The sequence below is a fragment of the Pseudomonas sp. TUM22785 genome, assembly GCF_028198105.1.
Classification (GTDB): Bacteria; Pseudomonadota; Gammaproteobacteria; order Pseudomonadales; family Pseudomonadaceae; genus Metapseudomonas; species Metapseudomonas solani.
This window is the reverse complement of sequence record NZ_CP116239.1, coordinates 2,033,896-2,054,133: the sequence shown is the minus strand read 5'-3', so window position 1 is coordinate 2,054,133 and position 20,238 is coordinate 2,033,896. Positions and strand designations below refer to the sequence as shown.

Here is a 20,238-nt window from a genome sequence, read left to right as displayed (position 1 = left end):
CGCATGGTGCGCCCCTTTTCATGACCGCCGGGATCACTGGTTGATCGGGTTTTCCGGGTACCAGACATCCACCAGCGGGCTCAGGGTGAAGCTGGCCAGCTCGCTGCGGCCCTTGAGCCAGGCTTCCAGCTTGCTGCGCTGCTCTTCGTTGACCGAGCCGCGCTTGGACAGGCAAACGAAACCGTAGTCATCGCCACCGACATAGCCCAGGCCATTGCCCTGGATGGCATCGTCGATGAACTGATCGAGGAAGCTTTCCAGCTCCGCTTCGGCCAGCCCGTCCTTGTAGGTCAGGCTCAGCTCGCAACCCAGCTCCTGGAATTCATCGACGCAAAGCTTTTTTCGCAGGCGGCGGGAACGGTTAGTAGCCATCAGGCAATCCTCTTCATGTGTTCAAGCGCGGCACTCTAGCAGTTTCCCCGCCAGCTTGCCCGCCCGCGTGGCGGAACGGCAAAACGAAGCCCGCCGCAGAGCGTGCGAGCGGTCAGCGGCACGAGCGCCCAGGAAACGCTTGCGGCATAATGCGCACCATTTCCCGAACACGTCGTGGGAACCTGCCATGCCAATTTGCGTTACTCGCCCTCGTGCGGAGGGCATTCGTTGATGTTCAAGTCCATTCGTATCCTCGCCCTCACCGGCCTCATTTTCCCCTTCGCCCAACCGGCCTTCGCCGTTCAGGTCAATGCCAACGTCCCGGCCAAGGTCCAGCAGGCGCTGAAGAAGAACAAGATCCCGCAGAACTCCCTCTCGCTGGTGACCCTGCCCCTGACCGGCCCCGGCGCGCAGACCATCTTCAACGCCGATGTGTCGGTGAACCCGGCTTCCACCATGAAGCTGATCACCACCTACGCCGCCCTCGAGCTGCTCGGCCCCACCTATCAGTGGAAGACCGAGTTCTTCACCGATGGCACCGTCAAGGACGGCGTGCTGCACGGCAACCTCTACCTCAAGGGTGGCGGTGACCCGAAGCTGAACATGGAGAAGCTCTGGCTGCTGATGCGTGACCTGCGCGCCAATGGCGTGCTGAAGATCACCGGCGACCTGGTGCTCGACCGCAGCCGCTTCGTGCACCCGCAACTACCGGCTTTCAATGACGACGGCGGCGACGAGAACAAGCCCTTCCTGGTCGGCCCGGACTCCCTGCTGGTCAACCTCAAGGCCTTGCGCTTCATCGCCCGCGCCGACGGCGGCCGCGCCAGCATCGCCGCCGAGCCGCCCATCGAGAGCATCCGCATCGACAACCAGGTGAAGGTGACCAAGGCCGCGCCCTGCCCTGCCTGGCCCGACGTGCGCTACAACCCGGTGACCCAGTTCGATGGCACCACGGTGATCGCCAGCGGCAGCCTGCCCGAAGGCTGCAGCGCGCAGACCTACCTGTCGCTGCTCGACCACCCGGGCTACGCAGCCGGCGCGGTGCGGGCGATCTGGAAGGAACTGGGCGGCAGCATCCTCGGCAAGGACCGCCTCGCCGGCGTGCCCAAGGACGCCAAGCTGCTGGCGCGGGCCTTCTCCCCGGACCTGGTGGAGATCATTCGCGACATCAACAAGTACAGCAACAACACCATGGCGCAGCAGCTGTTCCTCAGCATCGGCGCGCAGTTCCGCAACGAGGCCGACGGCGACGATGCCAAGGCCGCGCAACGGGTGATCCGCGCCTGGCTGGCGAAGAAGGGCATCACCGCGCCGCACCTGGTGATGGAGAACGGCTCCGGGCTGTCGCGCCAGGAGCGGGTCAGCGCGCGGGAGATGGCGACCATCCTCCATGCCGCCTGGCAGAGCCCCTACGCCGCGGAGTACATCGCGTCCCTGCCGCTGGTGGCGATGGACGGCACCATGCGCAAGCGCCTGCGCCGCACGCCCATGGCAGGCGAGGCGCATATCAAGACCGGCACCCTGAACACGGTGCGTGCAATCGCCGGTTTCAGCCGCGACGACAACGGCAACACCTGGGCGGTGGTGGCGATCCTCAACGACCAGCGTCCGTGGGGCGCCTCCTCGATCCTCGATCAGGTGCTGCTGGACCTCTACAACCAGCCGCGCCGCTGATCCCGCCCCGTTGACGGGGGCGACGCCGCCCCCGTCTCACTCGGCGCAGCACACCTGGTCGCGGCCGCCCTGCTTGGCGGAATAGGCCGCCGTATCCACCCGCCGCAGCAGTGCATCGGCGGTCTCGCCATCACGCCAGCAGGCACAGCCGAAGCTGGCGGTGACGTGGCCGACGCCCGCCACCTCATCCCGGCGCATGCCCTGCAACAGCGCTTCGGCCAATGATCGCGCCTGCTCCAGGTTGGTCTCCGGGCAGAGCACGATGAATTCCTCGCCGCCCAGCCGGCACAGCACGTCGATGCGCCGCAGCCGCTGGCCAATGCGCTGGCACAGTTGCTTGAGCACCCGGTCGCCCGCCTCGTGGCCATGCTGGTCGTTCACCAGCTTGAAGTGATCGATATCCAGCATCACCAGCGAGAACGGGCCCTCGCTGCGCAATGCCCTGGCGATCTCCGCATCCAGGCGCTCCTGGAAATGGCGACGGTTGAACACGCCGGTCAAGGCGTCGGTGATGGACAGTGCCCGCAGCTCCTGCTCCACCAGCTTGTGCCCGGTGACATCGGAGATATAGCCGTGCCACAGCACGCTGCCATCGGCCATGCGCTCGGGCTCCGACTCGCCGCGCAGCCAGCGCAGGCCCTGGCGCGGCAGCAGCACGCGGAAGTCCTCGCGCCAGGTCTGCATGACGGCGGCGGAATGCAGGATGCTGGCGTAGATCCGCTCCAGGTCCTCCGGGTGCAGGCGGGTGAAGGCCTGGGAAGCATCTCCGTTCACCTGCTCGGGCTCGACCTCGAGGATGTCGCTCACCCCGGCACTGACATAAGGGAAGCGATGCCGGCCATCGGGGTACAGCTGGTACTGGTAGATGGCGCCCGGCACCCGCGCGCTGAGTTTCTGCAGCAGGCGGTCGCGGTCCTCCAGGGCCTCCTGCACGCGCTTGCGGTCGGTCACGTCGATGGCCACGCCGAGGTAGCCCACCAGTTGGTCGTGCTGGTCGCGCACGCCGGTGAGGATGAGGTTGCCGGTAAGGTGGCCACCGTCCTTGCGCACGTAGGTCCACTCGTGTTCGTCGTAGCAATCGCCAGCGGTGACCTCGACCACATAGTGGTGGAAGTCGCGGATGGGCCGCGACAGCCGCTTCGACAGGGCCTCGCAGCGGGCCTGGATCTCCGCCTCCAGGTGCAGCATGCGCGGGCGCTTGCCGACCATCTCCGCGGCGCTGTAGCCGAGCATGCGTTCGGCGCCGACGTTGAACTGAAGGACGAAACCATCGAGGTCGGTGGCGATGATCGACACCTGGGTGGCCGCGTCCAGCACCCCACGCAACTGCCCGTGGGCCAGCGCCAGTTGCAGCTCGGCGGCCTTGCTGGCGCTGATATCGGTCTGGGTGCCGATCATCCGTAGGGGCGAGCCATCGGGGTTCCACTCCACCACCTTGCCGCGGTCGAGCACCCACACCCAGGCACCGCCCTTGCGCTGCATGCGGTGCTCGCTCTGGTAGATCGGCGCCTCGCCGCGCAGGTGACGCTGCAGGGCGGCATCCACCGCTGGCGCATCGTCGGGGTGTTGCAGGCGCAGGCACAGCTCGGGCTCGTCGGGCACCTCGTCCACGTCATAGCCGAGCATGCCCTTCCAGGCACGGGAGTAATATACCGTGTCGGAGGCGATCTCCCAATCCCATACACCGTGGCCGGCGCTGTCCAGGGCGAAGGCCCAGCGCTCCTCGCTGAGCTTGAGGTCGAGCTCGCGCTCGCGCAGCTCGCGGGTGCGCTCGGCCACCAGGCGCAGGGCGCGTTGACGCTGGCTGATCAACAGCATCAGGTAGGCCGCCATGAGCAGGGTGATCAGCCCGCCGGTGGCGATCACCAGGTGCCAGGCGGATGAACGGTTGGCCATGGCGAAGCCTTCACTGGGGCGCAGCTCCAGGCGGTAGGTGCGGTCGGCGAAGGCAAAGGAACGGGTGATCAGCAGGCCCGAATCATCGTCCTCGGCCTTGCTCAGGTAGAGCGCTTGCGGGTCGTCTTCCTTGGTGATATCGATCAGGCGCATGGCCAGGCTGCCGAGCACCTCGTCGGGGATGCCCTGCTCCATTTCCCGGCGCAGGCTGATCACACCGAGGACGAAGCCGCGCAGCGCGTGCCCCTCGGTGGCGGCCGGGTTGAACACCGGTACCGCCATGAGAATGCCCCGGGCGTCGGCCCCGGGCACACCAATCAGCGTCAGGGCATCGGAGGCGACGGCCTGGCGCCCGGCGCGGGCCTTGTCCAGCAAGGCTGCACGCTCGGGCTGCGAACTCAGGTCCAGCCCCAGGGGCAAGCGCCCGGCGAGCCCAGACACGCTGTAGAACACCGGCAGGTAGTGGTCGCGCTCGGGGCTGGCCTGGGCGGTGCCGCCCTGGTCCAGGTCATGGAAGCGGAAGCGCTTGAGCCCATCCGCGCGGGCCTCCTCCTCGAACACGGGGCGCTCGCTGCGCGCCACCCAGGGCACCCAGGAATAGGCCAGGGTGTCGTCCAGCAGCGGCTCGACGAAGCCCTGGAATTCGTCACGGCTGACCGTCTGGGAATTGAGGAAGAAGCGCTGCAGGGCGTCCAGCTCCTTCAACTGGTCGCCGAGGCGTTCCTGGATCCGGCTGAGGCGTTCGGTGGCGATCTGCGAGAAGCGCTCACGCAGCTGGTTGCGCTCGGAGTCGTGCACCAGGCTGGCCAGCAGCACGGTCAGGCTGAGGCCGCCGGAGATCACCAGCAGGCAGGCCAGCCAGAGCAGGCTGCGGCCGGTCAGGCGGGAGTGCAGGGACGACTTTCCCAGGGCAAGCGACAGCATGCTTACATCTCGGAGCTAAGTGATGAGGACGGCCCCTGTGATCACAAACTTAGCCAACATACTGGCACTTTGCCTAGACAAAACCCTGCCGCCCCTGCCCCGGCTGACGGACGGCAGCGCGGCTCAGCGCGCGGTGAATTTCCAGGCGCGGTGGATCTTCTGGTTGCGGGCGAAATCCGGGTCGATGGTTTCGGCGCTGATCTCGCTCACCTGGTAGCGCTGGTCGAGGCTTTCATCCAGCTGGAACTTGCGGAAGTTGTTGGAGAAGTACAGCACCCCGCCCGGCGCCAGGCGGGCCATGGCCAGGTCCAGCAACTGCACATGGTCGCGCTGTACGTCGAACACCCCTTCCATGCGCTTGGAGTTGGAGAAGGTCGGCGGGTCGATGAAGATCAGCTCGTACTCGCCACGGTCCTCCGCCAGCCAGGCCATCACGTCGCCCTGCTCCAGCTTCTGCTTGTCGGAGAAGCCGTTGAGGGAGAGGTTGCGCCGCGCCCAGTCCAGGTAGGTGCGCGACAGGTCGACGCTGGTGGTGCTGCGGGCACCGCCCTTGGCCGCATGCACGCTGGCGGTCGCGGTGTAGCAGAACAGGTTGAGGAAGCGCTTGCCGGCGGCCTCGCGCTGGATGCGCAAGCGCATGGCGCGGTGGTCGAGGAACAGGCCGGTGTCGAGGTAGTCGGTGAGGTTGACCAGCAGCTTCACGCCACCCTCGCTGACCTCCATGAACTGGCCCTGGGTCGCCTGGCGTTCGTATTGGCGGGTGCCGGACTGGCGCTCACGGCGCTTGACCACCACGCGCGACTGGTCGATGCCCAGTGCCTGGGGAATCGCGGCAAGGGCATCGAGCAGACGGCCCTGGGCCTTCTCCGGGTCGATGGAGCGCGGCGCGGCGTATTCCTGCACGTGCACCCAGTCGCCATAGAGGTCGATGGCCAGGGCGTACTCGGGCATGTCGGCGTCATACAGGCGGTAGCACTGCACGCCTTCGCGCTTGGCCCACTTGCCCAGCTGCTTGAGGTTCTTCTGCAGGCGGTTGGCGAACATCTGCCCGCCTTCGGAGAGGCGCGCCTGCTCCACCACGGGCGCAGCACCGGCCTGGGGCTCGGCAGCGGCGTCCTGGCGGCGCGAACCGGTGACGAACTGGTCGGGCAGCACCTTGATCAGCAGCAGCTTGCACGGCAGCGCGCCGTTCCAGAAGGCGTACTGCTTATGGCTGCGCAGGCCCATGCGCTTGCCCAGCTCGGGTGCGCCGGTGAACACCGCCGCTTCCCAGTTCAGGCAGGACTGGCGCAGGCGCTCGCCAAGGTTCTGGTAGAGGTAAAGCAGGCTGGCCTCGTCGCCCAGGCGCTCGCCATACGGGGGGTTGCTGATGACCAGGCCCTTCTGGTTCTGGTCGGGGCGCGGCTCGAAGGTGGCCAGCTCGCCCTGGTAGATCTTCACCCAGTCGGACAGCCCCGCACGCTCGATGTTGTTGCGCCCGGGCTGGATCAGCCGCGGGTCGGCCTCGTAGCCACGGATCCACAGCGGCGGGCGGGCCAGGCCGGCATCGGCGCGGGCCTGAGCCTCCTCGTGGAGCTTCTTCCAGATCGCCGGCACATGGCCCTGCCAGTTGGAGAAGCCCCAGCGCTCGCGCTTGAGGTTGGGGGCGATATCGGCGGCCATCATCGCCGCCTCCACCAGGAAGGTGCCGACACCGCACATGGGGTCGGCCAGCGCGCCGCCTTCGGCGGCGATACGCGGCCAGCCGGCACGCAGCAGGATGGCGGCGGCCAGGTTTTCCTTCAGCGGCGCGGCGCCCTGCTGCAGGCGGTAGCCGCGCTGGTGCAGGCTGTGGCCGGCGAGGTCGAGGGAAAGGATCGCCTCGCCCTTGTCCAGGCGCAGGTGGATGCGCAGGTCCGGGTTGACCTTGTCGATGGACGGGCGCTCGCCGCTGGCGGTGCGCAGCTTGTCGACGATGGCGTCCTTGACCTTGAGGGCACCGAAGTGGGTGTTGTCGATGCCCGAACCGTGGCCGCTGAATTCCACCGCCAGGCTGCCGGTGGGTGACAGGTGGTCGTGCCAGTCAACGTCGAGCACGCCCTGGTAGAGGTCTTCGGCGTTCTGCACCGGGAAGCGCTTGAGCACCAGCAGCACGCGGTTGGCCAGGCGCGACCAGAGGCACAGGCGGTAGGCGGTTTCCAGGTCGCCCTGGCCACGGATGGCGGCCACCTGCTCGCGCGCCTCGGCAAGGCCCAGCGAGGTGGCCTCTTCCAGCAACAGGCCCTCCAGGCTTTTCGGGCAGGTGAGGAAGAGTTCGAAAACATCCGACATGGTAGTTCCAGTGCCTTGCGGCTGATCAGCGGCACGGATTCATCTCCGTGCGGTCATAAAATATGTGACTAAAGGTCGCAGAACGGCCCTTCGTCGGATAGGAAAATTCCCATTCTCATCCGCGCGGGCCCATAGCACCGCGACATCATGGGTTTCTCAAGGCCCCATCCCATGGGGGCTGAGCCTGTTCGCACACGTAACAGGCTCTTACAGCTTATGGTCCGGAACCCATTCTCGTTACGTCCTTATGACAAAACGATCATTCCAATGCCCCGGAGCAACGGTTAGAACTCAGTTATCCGCTGCCGCAACGGTAGCGGAAGGAGAACGGTAACGCCGGCAGCCGTTCTTCAGTGGCAGAGCATTCTCTGCCGGGCTCCCGACTTGGGGCCAATGGACATAACAGTCAACAAATGAGGGCTACACCCTATGAGAAGACTTAAGCGTGATCCGATGGAACGAGCATTTCTGCGCGGTTATCAGCACGGCATTCATGGCAAATCCCGCGATCTCTGTCCTTTCACCCATCCCACCACTCGCCAAGCCTGGATAAACGGCTGGCGTGAAGGTCGCGGCGACCACTGGGATGGCTTTACCGGCACTGCCGGCATTCATCGACTCAACGAACTCCACGCCGTCGGCTGACACTGGATCACACCGACTTCACCAAGCACGCCCCATCCGGGCGGCGGGCGCAAGCCCAGGGGCTCCCTAAGGGAGCCCTTTTTATTGCCCGCGATTCAGGCCTTGGGCAGCGCGGCGATGGCATCCACCGCTTCGCGGATCAGCGCCGGGCCCTTGTAGATGAAGCCCGAATAGATCTGCACCAGGCTCGCCCCAGCGGCGATCTTCTCGGCCGCGTGACGGCCTTCGGTGATGCCGCCCACGGCGATGATCGGCAGGCGCCCGGCCAGCTCGCCGGCCAGGACGCGAACGGTATGGGTGCTCTTGTCGCGCACCGGCGCACCGGAAAGGCCGCCAGCCTCGTCACCGTACTCCAGCCCCTCGACGCCTTCGCGACCCAGGGTGGTGTTGGTGGCGATCACCGCATCCATGCCCGACTCGACCAGTGCAGCGGCCACCAACACGGTTTCCTCGTCGCTCATGTCCGGGGCGATCTTGATCGCCAGCGGCACGCGACGACCGTGCTGGACGGCGAGGTCTTCCTGGCGCAGGCGCAGGGCTTCGAGCAACTGCTTGAGCGAGTCGCCGAACTGCAGGCTGCGCAGGCCGGGTGTATTGGGCGAGCTGACGTTGACCGTCACGTAGCTGGCATGGGCGTAGACCTTGTCCAGGCAGATCAGGTAGTCGTCCACTGCGCGCTCGACCGGGGTGTCGAAGTTCTTGCCGATGTTGATGCCCAGCACGCCCTTGAACTTCGCCGCGCGAACCCGGGCCAGCAGGTGATCGACGCCATGGTTGTTGAAGCCCATGCGATTGATGATCGCCTCGGCCTCGGGCAGGCGGAACAGACGCGGCTTGGGGTTGCCCGGCTGCGGGCGCGGCGTCACGGTGCCGATCTCGACGAAACCGAAGCCCAGCTGGGCGAAGCCGTCGATGGCGTCACCGTTCTTGTCCAGGCCGGCGGCCAGGCCAACGGGGTTGGGGAACTCCAGCCCCATGACCTTCACCGGCAGGCTGGCCGGCGCCTTGGTCAGCAAGCCGTTGAGGCCCAGACGGCCACCGGCGCCGATCAGGTCGATGGACAGCTCGTGGGAAGTTTCCGGGGACAGTTTGAACAGCAGCTCGCGGGCCAGGGTGTACATGGGCGGGTATCGATCGGCGGGATGGGCCGGCGATTATAGCTGCCAGCCCCGCCTCAGGCGAGGCGACGTAACGCCAGCAGCGACCCGGAGGGATCAAATTCCAGCTCGAATGAACCATGAATGCCATCATGGGTCAGAAAAGGCCGCAAATGATGTGCAGGCAGGCTAACCTTGCGCCCGTCGCGGCTGCGCAACATCACTCGGTTGGCGTGGCCCTGGTAGACCGCGAGAAAGCGCTCGGCACTCAGGGAAATATCCAGCACCAGGCTGGGCATGGAGGCATCCTCTTGGTTGAAATGAATAACAGTATCGTTCCGCGCCCCCAGTGGACGCCAGGTACGGACCCATTGCCGGGCAAAGCCGTGCAGCCTCGCCCGACCTCTGCCACACTGCCACTCGTGACCTGGGAGTCCTAGTCTGGCCATGAGTTCGCAGTCGTCCCCATCCTCTCTTTCCTCACGCCTGGCTGCCCTCGCGCAGCGCCTTGGCCTGGGAGGACGTGCGCCGCGCCTGCTGGAAAGCGCCAGCCAGCTGCGATTGCCCTTCCAGCAATTGCCACCCCCGCAGGCCGATATCTGGTGGCAGAACGCGCCGCCCCTGCAACGCCTGGTCGACCTCCCCCGCAACGCCCTCTCCGGGCCGGTGCAGGAGGACAAGGCCCAGGCCCACGCGGTGTTGGTCCGGGTGGTGGAAGTGGAGCCACGGGAGCTCGCCAATTTCGACCTGCGCCTGATCGATGGGTTCTGTGGCAGCGACTGTGTGGCGGCGCCCAGCCCCAGCTTCGAAGCCTTCGCCGCCACGCCCGCCTGCCGCAGCGTGCGCATCATCAGCTACAAGGACTTCGTCAAGGCCATCAGCCTGCCGCTGCCGCGCTTCCTCGCCGGTGAGCGCATTACCCTGTGCCAGTCCAGCTGGCATGGCAAACGGGTGTTCTGGAGCGGCACCCACCATCTGGAAGCCTTCGCCAGCGCCATCGCCTATGCGCGCCGGCGGGAGCTGGAAGTGGCCCTGCCGGCCGAACTCACCACCTACCGCCTCAACCCGGCCGGCCTCGTCGATTTGGACACCCACTACCACGTACTGGCCATGCCGGTGCAGACATGGAGCGACCCGGCCTTCATGGGCCTTTTGCTCGACGGCGGCATCCCCTATGCCCGCCTCGCCTTGCTGAAGAACAGCGGTGCCCCCGAACTCCTGCTGCTGCCCAAGGACCACCCCGAGGCCACCGCCCTTGGCGAAGGCCTGCGCCTGGCCGGCGCCGCCGATGTGGTGCGCTACCTCTACGCCCTCGGCTGATTGCCTCTTACGTCACACAGACTAAGTACCGCTGGCGAAGGATTTTCGTTGAACCCGAAACCACTCAAGAACAGACAGACTCATGGCTGCGCTCCTTAATGCGCCAGCTGGCGCGAGGCGCCGCCGGGCTCGAGGAAGATCCGCGCCGGCAGGCTGAAGCCGCGCAGTTGCAGCAGCGCCAGGGGGCCCGCGCCCAGGTCGGTGCGCAGGTGCCAGGTCAGCCCCAGGCCATCGGGGGCCTCCAGCACCAGGCGATAGCGGGTTTCGCTGTCATCCAGCGGAGTGACCCGGGCCCGCTCCAGCAGCCGGATCAGGCCCCAGGTGCCGGCGTAGTCGCCAAGCAGCCGCTCTCCGCTCCTGGCGTGGGTCCAGCTCAGGCGCGCGCCGGGGTGATCGCTCGCGCTGGGCCAGTCGAACCGTTGCCAGCGTTCCCGCTGGTTGAAGTACGCCAGGCGATGCCCATCGAGGGTCAGGGTGGTCTGCACGAGGTCGCGTACCGGCTTGGCCCGCAGCTCGAAGGCGATGCCCATGCCGCCGTCGGTGTAGAGCACGTCGGCCAGTTCGGCGAGCCGATTGACCGCCGCGAGGAACGCGGGATCGAGGCGCAGCCCCTGGCCCTGGGTGCTTTCGGGCACCCAGCGATTGCCGTCCTTGCGCAACACGCCACCCAGCTGGCGGGTGAGGAAGCGGTCGATGTGCCCGCTGTCGGCGCGGATCATCTGCCCGAGCATGGGCAGCGATGCGTCGCTGGCGCTCGCGGCGAAGGGGTAGCGGCCGGCGAAGGCGCTGTTCCAGGGCCCGACGATGGCGCGCTGCCAGTGGTCATTGAGCCCGGCAGCGGAAGGTTGCAGGATGCGCTGCCAGGCCTGGTCCAGCGGCTGGACGAACAGTGCCCGGCCAAAGCCGGCCCATTCGCTGCCGAGGCTGGCGGCGATCAGGCTGCCATAGGACTGGGTGTCGGTGAGGTCGACGCTGCGCCCCTGGAACACGGTTTGCGCCAGGGCCTGGATCATCGCCTGGGGGTCCTGGGCGGCGCTCACCTGCTGCAGCGTCAGGCGCACCCGGGTCACGCGGGTGAGGAAGGCGTGCAGGCTGAGGTTGTCGTCGTTGCGCGAGGGCTCGGCGCCCTTGCCGAGCAACGCCAGCAGCGGGCCGAAGCGTTCTTCCAGCGGCCCTTTCGGCAGCGCCGCCAACGGCTCGATGGCCGGGGCCTTGTCCGGCCCCATGAGGTTCTGCGCGGACTGCAGCAGCGACTCGCCCAGGGCCTGGCCACGGGTGCCGGCACGCCCCTGGTAGGACAGGGTATTGACCAGCGCGATGAACGGCGACTGGCGCACATCGGTCATCAGGGTGAGCTGGTCGACCACATCGGCGAGGCTGCCGGCCTCCTGCCAGCGCAGGCTGTTGAGCATGTCCAGCCAGGCCCGGCCGTAGTCCTGGAAGTAGCGTGCGGTCAGGCTTTCGCGCAGGGCCTCGGGGGTCAGCGCGGCGTCGATCTGGCTGCGGTCATCGCTGAGTACCCAGTCGATCTCCTCGCGGCGCGCGGCGGCGATCTCGTCGATGGCCTTGCGCACCCCGCCTTCCCAGGCCTGGCGGGTGAATACACCCGGCACCTCGACGGCGGTGGAGAACAGCGGCTGGGCGTCGGTATCGCCGACCATCTGCTGCAGCCCCATGGCCGGGTACTGGTTGGCGACGGCGTCGAGCACCTGCCGGTAGAGGGCCGCCTCGCCGTTGCGCTGGCCGAGCTGGCTGATCAGCAGCTGGCGGGCCCGGGCGACCAGGGCCGGGTCGGTGGTGATGCGCCAACCGGGGTGCGCCTCCAGCTGCGCGGCGTAGAAGCGCCAGAGGTTCGGCGCGATGCCCTGCCATGTGCCCTCGCCGATGCCCATGCGGGCAGGCTCGGCGGCCGCCAGCGCCTTGCCGAGGAATGACGCATCGACATTCTCCGGCCGGGCCATCATCAGGTAGGCCTTGAGCGGCTCGTAGGCCTCCCGGGCCCGGGTGGCGCGCTCGGCGCTGCCCGGCGCCAGGCCGAGCAGCCCGCGCAGCTGGCGCTCGAAGCCGGCCGCTGCCGGGTCGCGGACCAGCCGGTTGTTGGCCGCCTCGTAGCGGGGCCAGAGCGCGGCGAGCAGGCCGTCGTTCTGGCTCAGGCCGAAACGCTGGCACCAGGGCACGCCGTGCTTGCTGCGTTGGTCGAGGCGGTCGAGCTCATGGACCAGCGCGTTGAGGGCAAGCAGTTGCTCGTCGCCTTCCCGGGGTTGGTCCAGGGTGGCCAGGACGGCCTGCATCTCGGCGATCTGGACGCGGTTGCCGGCGAAGGAGAGCAGCGTCCCCAGCCCCCAGAACGCCAGGAGGCCGAACGCGACGGCAGTCGCGGTGCGCCACCAGGGCCACCCGTAGGGCCGGCCGCCGTGCCGGTCCGCCAGCACGCCCCGCCAGGCCGGGGGCGGCAGCCAATGATGCACCGCAGTGCCCCCAGCGCCCGGCATCGCGAGGCTGAACCAGAGCCCGCGCGGCATCGCCCCATGGCTCCGCTGCAAGTGGTCCCAGGTCCGTCGCCAGCGGGGGATGCCTTCGTCCCGCAGGCCCTGGGCGAGACGCAGGAGAAAATCGTGGCGGTTATCGGCCTGCATCCGGGCGAGCCCTTGCTCACGCAGCGGCTCGAGCAACTGCCCCAGACGGCCTTCCAGCTGCGCCGGCCCGGCGCGAGGCGCCAGCATGCAGCCCACCGCGGCCTCGGTGGCCGGTTGCTCCCACTCGCTGCGGCAGACTTCCCAGAGGTGCACCGGCGCCTGCCAGCGCAGCCGCCCGGCGATATCCCGCAACTGGTGCTGGTAGCGGGCCAGGTAGCCCGCATCGGCGCCCTGCTGCGCGCTGAGCGCCCAGACGATGCCGTCCACGGGCCGACGCGGACGGAGCCTGCGCCATCGTTCGAGACGCGCATCGCCAGCGGCCTCCTCGGCCGCACCGCCCCAGAGCAGAACGACGCCCTCGCCTTCCAGCCACTGCGCATTGGCCAGGCCGGGAGCGATGGCCGTGACTTCGTCCGGCTCGCCGATCACCAGAAGCAGGCGGGCGCGGCGGCGCCAGAACGGCCCGTATAGCGCACTCATATAAGAGGGCAATTTCACGCCCCGAGAGGATGGCGGGAGCTTCCCATCAGGGCTCGGCAACACCCCTGAAGCCAGGCTCTGATCCCGATGTTGCCGCCCTTCGAGGTAGGCCAGCATCCTGGGTAGCGTGCAACCGATGATCCCGATGAACATGATCGACAGGAACGCGCACAGTTTGTGGAGATCCTCCACCAGGCCAATCTTGCCGCCGAATCGCCAGATCAGCACACCAACAAGCGTCGCCGCTACAACGATCAGCATTGCGACGCCAATTCGGCTCCAAGCGTTGCCATACCCCTTCATGCGCGGCCTCCCGTGGTTAAGGTGCTGATCCAGTGCTGCGACCCTTCGCGTGTGATCAGTAGCAATGGCTGCTGTCGATGCCGGGCCATATCGGCTCCCAGTGCAGCGGCCAACCAGTGGCTCAGGGGCCCGGGCAGTCCACTCAGCGACTCCTGGATCCACTGGCACTCGGCCTGCAACTCGCCGTCATGCAGTTGATTGAGAGAAAGGATGGTGGTGAGCGACGCTTTCCAATGCATGCCGTCAGCCAGGATCGCCGTGGCCGATCGCGCCTGTAACTGGGTTTGGAGAAACAACGGCAACTCCTGATCAAGCTGCTCCAGCGTCAAAGGCATGGGGCGCAGCAGTCGGGCTTCTACCGTCAAATGCTCAAGGTCGGCCAAGACATCCGGACACAACAGCAATGCAGCAAGGCCGTCGGAGTATTCCTCTGCGCCGTTAACCTGAAGAACGAGGATCAGGTCGATATGGGCCCCCGGCTTTTTGAGGGACACCTCGATCCAACCGGGGGACAGTGCGTGAGCAAAACGAGGAACGACCGTGGTGAGCTCCGGCACCAGGCGCTTGCAGCAACCATCCCATGCACTGCGAAGCTGCTCGGACTCCTCAGGAGCCAGGTCGCTGAGAAGCGTGACCTGTACGGGTTGCTCGACGGTAAGTCCCGCCAGCATTGGCCGCACCCCTTTCAGCAACAGATCCAGCCCAACCTGGAGTCGCCCAACCTCCGCAGGCAGAGAAACGATTCGCCTGGCCATCCCCGCGCGCGGGGGGAGACTGTCCGCCCCCTGGGCAAGCGCGGCGGCTGAGATCTGGTCCGGCAACACGACACAACTGGCCAGCACCGCCATATTGCGCTGAGCCCATTGGTTCCAGGCATTTCCTGCCTCTACCGCCTCATCCGTCAGGAACTGGAATCGACCCAGCGCCCTACCGTAGCGATAAGCACACGCACTGAACGCCAACAACCAGAGCAGCGATGGCAACGCCGATAGCATCCAGATATTGAAAGTGCCCGATACCGGAACCTCACCTGCGGCCGCCAGCATAAAAAAACCGATACCGATAACCACCATCAACAGTCCCGCACCAAGCCAACGAACAGTCGACAGCGGCTCAGGAGCGGCGATGGCCTCAGGGGGGCGGCGATACCAAGCCATGACTCACACCACCGCACAATCTGGTGCGCTGGAAATCACCTGGCAACCGCAAGCACTTCGACATCCATCGACCACCAGCGCGCGACCATTCTCGGACCAGTCCGCGCACCCCTCGACAATAGGGTTCACGCCGTGGCCGGGAATAGGACAACTGACCAGATCACCGACCAGTGCCGCCAACTTGCCATGCACTACATGAGTGGAAGAGGCGGAAATGACCTGCCCACCATGGGTGGTCTTGTCACCTAGCAAAACGAATCCTCGGGGCATAAATTCTTCCTTGATCACACGATTAACTGGAAAGATTAAGTCGCCAATGAAGAGTCGCACTCGTGCACGAATCGACACTGCAATCCACTTGGCTTCATATGTGCCAGCCATTACCACCTTCCGCGGGAGGTGAGAGCTCTCGATTCATTACTTGCGCACAATCTGCCTGGCTCACCAGCAGACATAGCGCAGCAACGAAATAATCCACTCGTAAGAACTGGCTCACGATCTATCACCGCCTTAGTTCATTAAGCTTTCTAATATCTGGCTCAGTACGATAGTCAGCACTTACAGATCCATCCGGATAGAGAAAACGTATATGATTTCCTTCTTTCTTCTCTTTTGGACCAACAGAACGAACGACCCCTACTTCATGTAAAAACGGCTTAAAGATCACAGACCTTGCATTCTTGGTTTTATAGGCACGATACAACCCTACTCCATCGTAAAGCCAAACCCATGTCTCCTTCCTTATTAAATAGTGTTCATGGACCCATACGTAGTATCCACTTTCAACCACTACATCACCAAAAACTTCCTCAGGTCGCCGCAAAAGCGATACTTGCTGTGGCCTATTATCGTCAAATATAACCACTACCCCCCACCACCGCCAACCTGAGCATCCTCACCGAACTTAGTAGCGCTCTGATAATGAACTCCAAACGTCACATTACTCAGCTTCCACTCACAGAAACCGCCGCCATCCTTGGCCAACTTTGCTTCATATATATCGGTCATTCCCTGACGTTGAGGTTCAACTTCGATTGCCTTAGCGCCATCGATTTCATAACGCCCGCCACTGCCATCGGAGCGGGTGATCGGACACTTCTCCGAGCGGTACATCACTCGCATCGTGTTGGCTGCCAAGTCCTTGGGAACTTTCACACTGACGCTGACTGTTTCGCCTCCGGGGGGCGGTGAAAGATCCTGGTTCATTAGTTGTGCGCAACCTGCCTGGCTCACCAGCAGGCATAACGCGGCAACGACCAAGCCCATTCGTGAAAACTGGCTCACTGTTCTATCTCTGCCTTAGTTCATTAAGCCTTCTAATATCTGGCTCAGTACGATAGTCAGACATTACAGAGCCATCCGGATAGAAAAAGCGTACGTAATTCCCTTCTTTCTTCACTTTTGGACCAATGGAATAAACAACACCGCCCTCATACACAGAAGGAACGAATTTTACGACCTTCGCATTTTTGGCTTTGTAGGTACGGTAGATATCAACTCCATCATATAGCCAAACCAGCTTCTTCTCTTCTATCAAATACTGCTGATCAAGCCATATGTAGTATTCATTCTCAATAATCAGATCACCGAAAATCGCTTTTGGCGGACTTAATAGCGACACTCGCTGCGCCGAGTTATCGTCAAATATAACTATGACTCCCCCACCCCCCCCCACCCGGAGGTCCTCACCTAGTTTCTCGAGTGCTCCATAAAATACGCCAAAGGTTACGTTGCTTAGTTTCCACTCACAGAATCCGCCACCATCCTTAGCTAACTTTGCCTCATATATATTGGTCAGCCCTTGGCGCTGGGGCTCAACCTCAATCGTCTTGGCACCGTCAATCTCATATCGCCCGCCACTACCATCAGAGCGGGTGATCGGACACTTCTCCGAGCGGTACATCACTCGCATTTTTCTGGCAACCAAATCCTTGGGAACTTTCACACTGACGCTGACTGTTTCGCCTCCGGGGGGCGGTGAAAGATCCTGGTTCATTAGTTGTGTGCATCCAACTGGGCCAGACATGAGTAGGCAGAGTCCGGCAATAGCAAAAGCTACTTGGGGAAGCTGGTTCATGGTGTCAGTACCTCCTTGTCAGTACTCACTTGCACCGGCGCCACTTGCCCATAGGGCTGTGCCCGCATGATCTCGATGGGCAACCCTGCCGGCTGGTCGCAGCAGAAGCGCTGCAGCGCCTCCGTTCCGCCGTCCATTTCAGTGGTCATCGGCAGGGTCATGGGCAGCAAGTTGTGCAGGGCGAGGAAGTGTTCGTTGCGTTGCTTTTCCGCCTCGATCACGGCCGGGTGATGCATCTGCTGTGCGAAGCGCTGGCGCTGGGCCTTGCGCTCCATGGGGCGCTCTGGATCCGCGAGCTCCAGCAACTGGTTATGCAGAAAGGGCAGGTAGCCGCTGATCATCGAATGATCGAACGCGCTGGTTCGACTGGTACTGCGGTCCGGGTTGGTGTGTGACGGGAAGTAGCGCTGCATGCTGGTTTTCGCCAGCGACTGCATCAGTGCCTTTTGCTCTTCACCGGCATAGCGGCTTGCGGCATCGTCCAGGCTGGGCACCAGGTAGAGAAAGGCACGCTCGGGCAGGCGTTTGGTGACATGGCTGTAGTGGGGGGCACCGAGCCCGTCCTTGCTGCGGTAGGCCGGGAAGTTGGCGCCTGGAGGACGCGCGGAATAATGCTGGTCGGCCCGGTAGTGCATGGCGATCTGGCCGTGGTGCCAGTAGGGGTCGCCGAAGCCGGTCAACTTGTTGATCACCAGCTGTGGCACCGACCACGTATAGCCAAGGGTGGGTCCCAGCGGTCCGAAGGACTTGTACAGCCAGTTATCCAATTCAGCTTCAGGCGGCACGCTGGTGACGATGTCGGCATCATTTACATGCCGAAAGTGAATGATGCTACCCAGACTTTCTATGGCCTTACGAGTGAAGGTCCGGGGCATACCGTAGGTGTGAAGCAGTGGATTAGCGTTTTTAAGTCTTGCAGAGTGAATTAATGCAAGGGCACCGCCGAGACTATGGCCGCAAATGAACAACTTTCGATTTACTATTTGTTTTTGAATTATATCGAAGTCATCTGGAAATATTTTCTTTGCTATCTCAAAAGCCTGCAGAAACCCGTGGTGCACACCGCCTTCTGAAGTCAGGAAGGTGCACTGATTCGCGGGCATTTTCACATCACAGTCCGTGCCATCGGGCAGACGGGGGCGGTACTGGGCATCTGTCAACCAATCTATGAGTTCCTGGGTTCCCCGCCAGGCCACCACCAGTTGCTTCTTGTTGCTGAAGTAAAAGAGCTGTGTGTTCTGGATGACGCTAAGTGGCGTATTCGGTGCCTCCTCTGGTGCAGCTACCCCCACGGTGTCGAGCATCACCGCAGTGGTGTAGCGCTCATCGAAAGGTACATCCACCACTACCGCTGGGAACTGCTCCCCCTTGGCATCCAGCATCTGGGGAGTGCGCGAAAGGTCCGAGCATTGGCGGAAGAAGAACTCCTCCACAGCGCCGGGCAGCGTTTCGGGATCGACTTCGCAACCTGCCCGGCGTGCTTTCTTGCGCTGGTCCTGCACGACGGTGCTGTACGACAGGTTTGCCATCAGCCCCAGGTTGTAGCCATTGACCATGCTGTACTCGGGCTGGTGGTGCAGCACCAGCTGCCAGGCGCGGAAGGGGCAAAGCTCCAGGACATGGCGGCGATTCAGTTGCTCGGCCGGTACGGTAAAGCCGCTGAAGCCCGGGTCCGGAAAATGGAAGCCTGGCAGCTTCTGGGTATCTGGCAGAGGCGGGTCGAGTGGCGGCAGGCTGTCGCACAACTGACCAAGGCGAAGGTAGTGATAGAAGTTGCCCACCGTCCGCGCCTGCCTCTCGATGGGCGACCAGCCAGCGGGAGGTGCCTCGTAACCCTGTGTCTGGAGTCCTCTCCTTTGCGGCTCAGGGCGCATCGCGCGAAGACGGCGGGTTTGCAGCGCATTGGCCAGGGGTGCGGCTGCAATCGTCAGGGTAATGGCGATGGGGTGCAGCCCATCCAGGCGGATCACTCCATTTGCATCGCTCTGGCCAGAACACTCTGGGGCGCAATGCGCACGCGTTGCGTCATTCACTGCGCGATAGGGCATGCCCACTAATGGTTCGCCCTGCTCATCAAGCAGAACGAACTCTATCCAGTGTTTTTCCTGGGGCCTTCCTCGCACTTCCTTGACCGTGCCGAGTGTGTCCGTGCGATGCGTTCCGTTCATATCCATCCCTATGTATCAGCAGCAGGCGAGAGCCGTACATGCAAACTTTCGCGCCATCTAATTGCCCGGCGCATTGATCGCTTTTCTCAAGTCAACCCACATATGGAAACAGTAGAGCCTTATAAAGCGCCCGAATAAAAAGCTGCCCATCATGCCAAGCACCCCTTGGCGGGACCGTTGCCTGGAGTACGCCTCGATATCAGCAACCAACTGTTTTTCATGAAACCCACCCCAGATCGGGGGCACGGGGGAAAACATATTCCCGATGCACACAGGTGCCACCCGCTCGAACAATGCAAACTCGACATCGGGTAAGGGATAGTTCCTTGCCACACGTGCTATGCATGCATAGTTGGTTTCGCTGTCTACAAACATATCGGACAAGGCAATCCACAGCGGGGCTTTATCTAATTGCCCATCTGGTGAATTCTTCGATTTCATCATCAAAATAATCCAGGGTGGATGACGCCACAAAACCACCGGCCACACCGCCGGCCAGCATGAGGGCGATCGCGCAAACTGGGGCTCCGGGGCCGCAAGCCGTTGAAACCAGAGCGCCCGCCGCCAGTGTTCCGAGGACTCCACCTCCAATCGTTCCCGCCTGCCTTATCGTTTCCTTCTTTTTGTTCTCGGCATTGGCAATCTCATACCCGGCGTAGATTATCGTTACGATAATCGCCACTTTTCCCGCGACCTTGAGGACCTTGTTCGTTGTATTGATTACAGCATCCGGTCGCGCCGCAGACTCGACGATGGTGTAGTGGACCGTGCTCTTCTGCTCTGCCGTGAGCGCTGCGAACTTCTTCCCGAACTGTTCAACGGCGTACTTATCAAGGAGATCAATAAGCTCAGGGGGAACGCGCTTTCGCCGTTCCGCTATCGCCAATCCCTGAACTGAAGTCTTTGCCCTTGTCTCCGCCATGATCTTGTTCCGCATTTCATAGCAGAATTCGGCAGCGTCCTTTACGCTGATTCGGCCCGACTTGACCTCACTTCTGACCGCCTCGACCACACGCCGCATGTTCTTGTTGTAGTTCTCTCTCTGATTGGCATCACTGATTGCATCAGTAGAAAACTTGATTGCCGCACCCTCGAGTGCTTCGAGGGCTTTTTCAAGAACCGACTCGTCGGCCGGGTGATATTCTTTATACAAGTAATAACGGTAGAAAGAGTCCACGG

The 20,238-nt window shown here is 63.5% G+C and carries 16 protein-coding genes; 3 read left to right on the top strand and 13 right to left on the bottom strand.

Translation table 11 applies throughout. From position 1 onward, the window contains the following. Window positions 1-33 precede the first annotated feature (33 nt). Complete coding sequence (locus PI990_RS09600) at window positions 34-372, bottom strand: 50S ribosome-binding protein YggL (RefSeq protein WP_021219580.1); 339 nt, start codon at window positions 370-372, stop codon at window positions 34-36. Between the two features lie 231 nt (window positions 373-603). Between PI990_RS09600 and dacB the strand changes: the two genes are divergently transcribed. Then, complete coding sequence (gene dacB, locus PI990_RS09595) at window positions 604-2,046, top strand: D-alanyl-D-alanine carboxypeptidase/D-alanyl-D-alanine endopeptidase (protein ID WP_021219581.1); 1,443 nt, start codon at window positions 604-606, stop codon at window positions 2,044-2,046. Between the two features lie 36 nt (window positions 2,047-2,082). Here dacB and PI990_RS09590 read toward each other — a convergent pair whose 3' ends face one another. Both PI990_RS09590 and rlmKL read right to left on the bottom strand, forming a co-directional pair. Then, window positions 2,083-4,866, bottom strand: coding sequence for a sensor domain-containing diguanylate cyclase (locus PI990_RS09590; RefSeq protein WP_271660476.1), 2,784 nt, complete (start codon window positions 4,864-4,866; stop codon window positions 2,083-2,085). A gap of 123 nt (window positions 4,867-4,989) precedes the next feature. Next, the gene (gene rlmKL / locus PI990_RS09585) at window positions 4,990-7,176 is read right to left on the bottom strand and encodes a bifunctional 23S rRNA (guanine(2069)-N(7))-methyltransferase RlmK/23S rRNA (guanine(2445)-N(2))-methyltransferase RlmL (protein WP_021219583.1); all 2,187 of its coding nucleotides are present in this window, start codon (window positions 7,174-7,176) and stop codon (window positions 4,990-4,992) included. Between the two features lie 429 nt (window positions 7,177-7,605). On the opposite strand from rlmKL, the gene rmf reads away from it, so the two are divergent. Beyond that, window positions 7,606-7,821, top strand: a complete 216-nt coding sequence (rmf, locus tag PI990_RS09580) for a ribosome modulation factor (RefSeq protein WP_081672218.1) — start codon at window positions 7,606-7,608, stop codon at window positions 7,819-7,821. A 95-nt stretch (window positions 7,822-7,916) separates the two neighbouring features. Here the strand turns inward: rmf and PI990_RS09575 are convergent, their stop codons facing one another. After that, window positions 7,917-8,942 (bottom strand): quinone-dependent dihydroorotate dehydrogenase, encoded by a 1,026-nt coding sequence (locus PI990_RS09575; protein ID WP_271660475.1) that lies wholly within the window; start codon window positions 8,940-8,942, stop codon window positions 7,917-7,919. A gap of 53 nt (window positions 8,943-8,995) precedes the next feature. Further along, a complete protein-coding gene (locus tag PI990_RS09570; protein WP_236209426.1) occupies window positions 8,996-9,217 on the bottom strand; it encodes a DUF2835 domain-containing protein in 222 nt (73 codons plus the stop codon). 148 nt (window positions 9,218-9,365) lie between these two features. Between PI990_RS09570 and PI990_RS09565 the strand changes: the two genes are divergently transcribed. Further along, window positions 9,366-10,238 carry a DUF6685 family protein gene (locus PI990_RS09565; RefSeq protein ID WP_271660474.1) on the top strand — a complete coding sequence of 291 codons (873 nt, stop codon included), beginning with the start codon at window positions 9,366-9,368 and terminating at the stop codon, window positions 10,236-10,238. Window positions 10,239-10,333: 95 nt separating this feature from the next. Here PI990_RS09565 and PI990_RS09560 read toward each other — a convergent pair whose 3' ends face one another. The 8 genes from PI990_RS09560 to PI990_RS09525 all read right to left on the bottom strand — a co-directional run bounded on the left by PI990_RS09560 (window position 10,334) and on the right by PI990_RS09525 (window position 20,236). After that, on the bottom strand, window positions 10,334-13,615 hold the full coding sequence (locus PI990_RS09560; RefSeq protein WP_271660473.1) for an ImcF-related family protein: 3,282 nt from the start codon (window positions 13,613-13,615) through the stop codon (window positions 10,334-10,336). A gap of 38 nt (window positions 13,616-13,653) precedes the next feature. After that, entirely contained in the window at window positions 13,654-14,814 is a 1,161-nt protein-coding gene (locus PI990_RS09555; RefSeq protein ID WP_271660472.1) for a hypothetical protein, read from the bottom strand. A gap of 3 nt (window positions 14,815-14,817) precedes the next feature. Next, window positions 14,818-15,195 carry a PAAR domain-containing protein gene (locus PI990_RS09550; RefSeq protein WP_271660471.1) on the bottom strand — a complete coding sequence of 126 codons (378 nt, stop codon included), beginning with the start codon at window positions 15,193-15,195 and terminating at the stop codon, window positions 14,818-14,820. Between the two features lie 483 nt (window positions 15,196-15,678). Continuing rightward, on the bottom strand, window positions 15,679-16,098 hold the full coding sequence (locus tag PI990_RS09545; RefSeq protein WP_271660470.1) for a hypothetical protein: 420 nt from the start codon (window positions 16,096-16,098) through the stop codon (window positions 15,679-15,681). A gap of 4 nt (window positions 16,099-16,102) precedes the next feature. Continuing rightward, complete coding sequence (locus PI990_RS09540) at window positions 16,103-16,891, bottom strand: hypothetical protein (protein WP_271660469.1); 789 nt, start codon at window positions 16,889-16,891, stop codon at window positions 16,103-16,105. Beyond that, a complete protein-coding gene (locus tag PI990_RS09535) occupies window positions 16,888-19,059 on the bottom strand; it encodes a lipase family protein (RefSeq protein WP_271660468.1) in 2,172 nt (723 codons plus the stop codon). The genes PI990_RS09540 and PI990_RS09535 overlap by 4 nt, the downstream gene beginning before the upstream one ends. Before the next feature lie 57 nt (window positions 19,060-19,116). Then, on the bottom strand, window positions 19,117-19,503 hold the full coding sequence (locus tag PI990_RS09530; protein ID WP_271660467.1) for a DUF7079 family protein: 387 nt from the start codon (window positions 19,501-19,503) through the stop codon (window positions 19,117-19,119). Continuing rightward, a complete protein-coding gene (locus tag PI990_RS09525) occupies window positions 19,463-20,236 on the bottom strand; it encodes a hypothetical protein (RefSeq protein ID WP_271660466.1) in 774 nt (257 codons plus the stop codon). The genes PI990_RS09530 and PI990_RS09525 overlap by 41 nt, the downstream gene beginning before the upstream one ends. Window positions 20,237-20,238 lie beyond the last annotated feature (2 nt).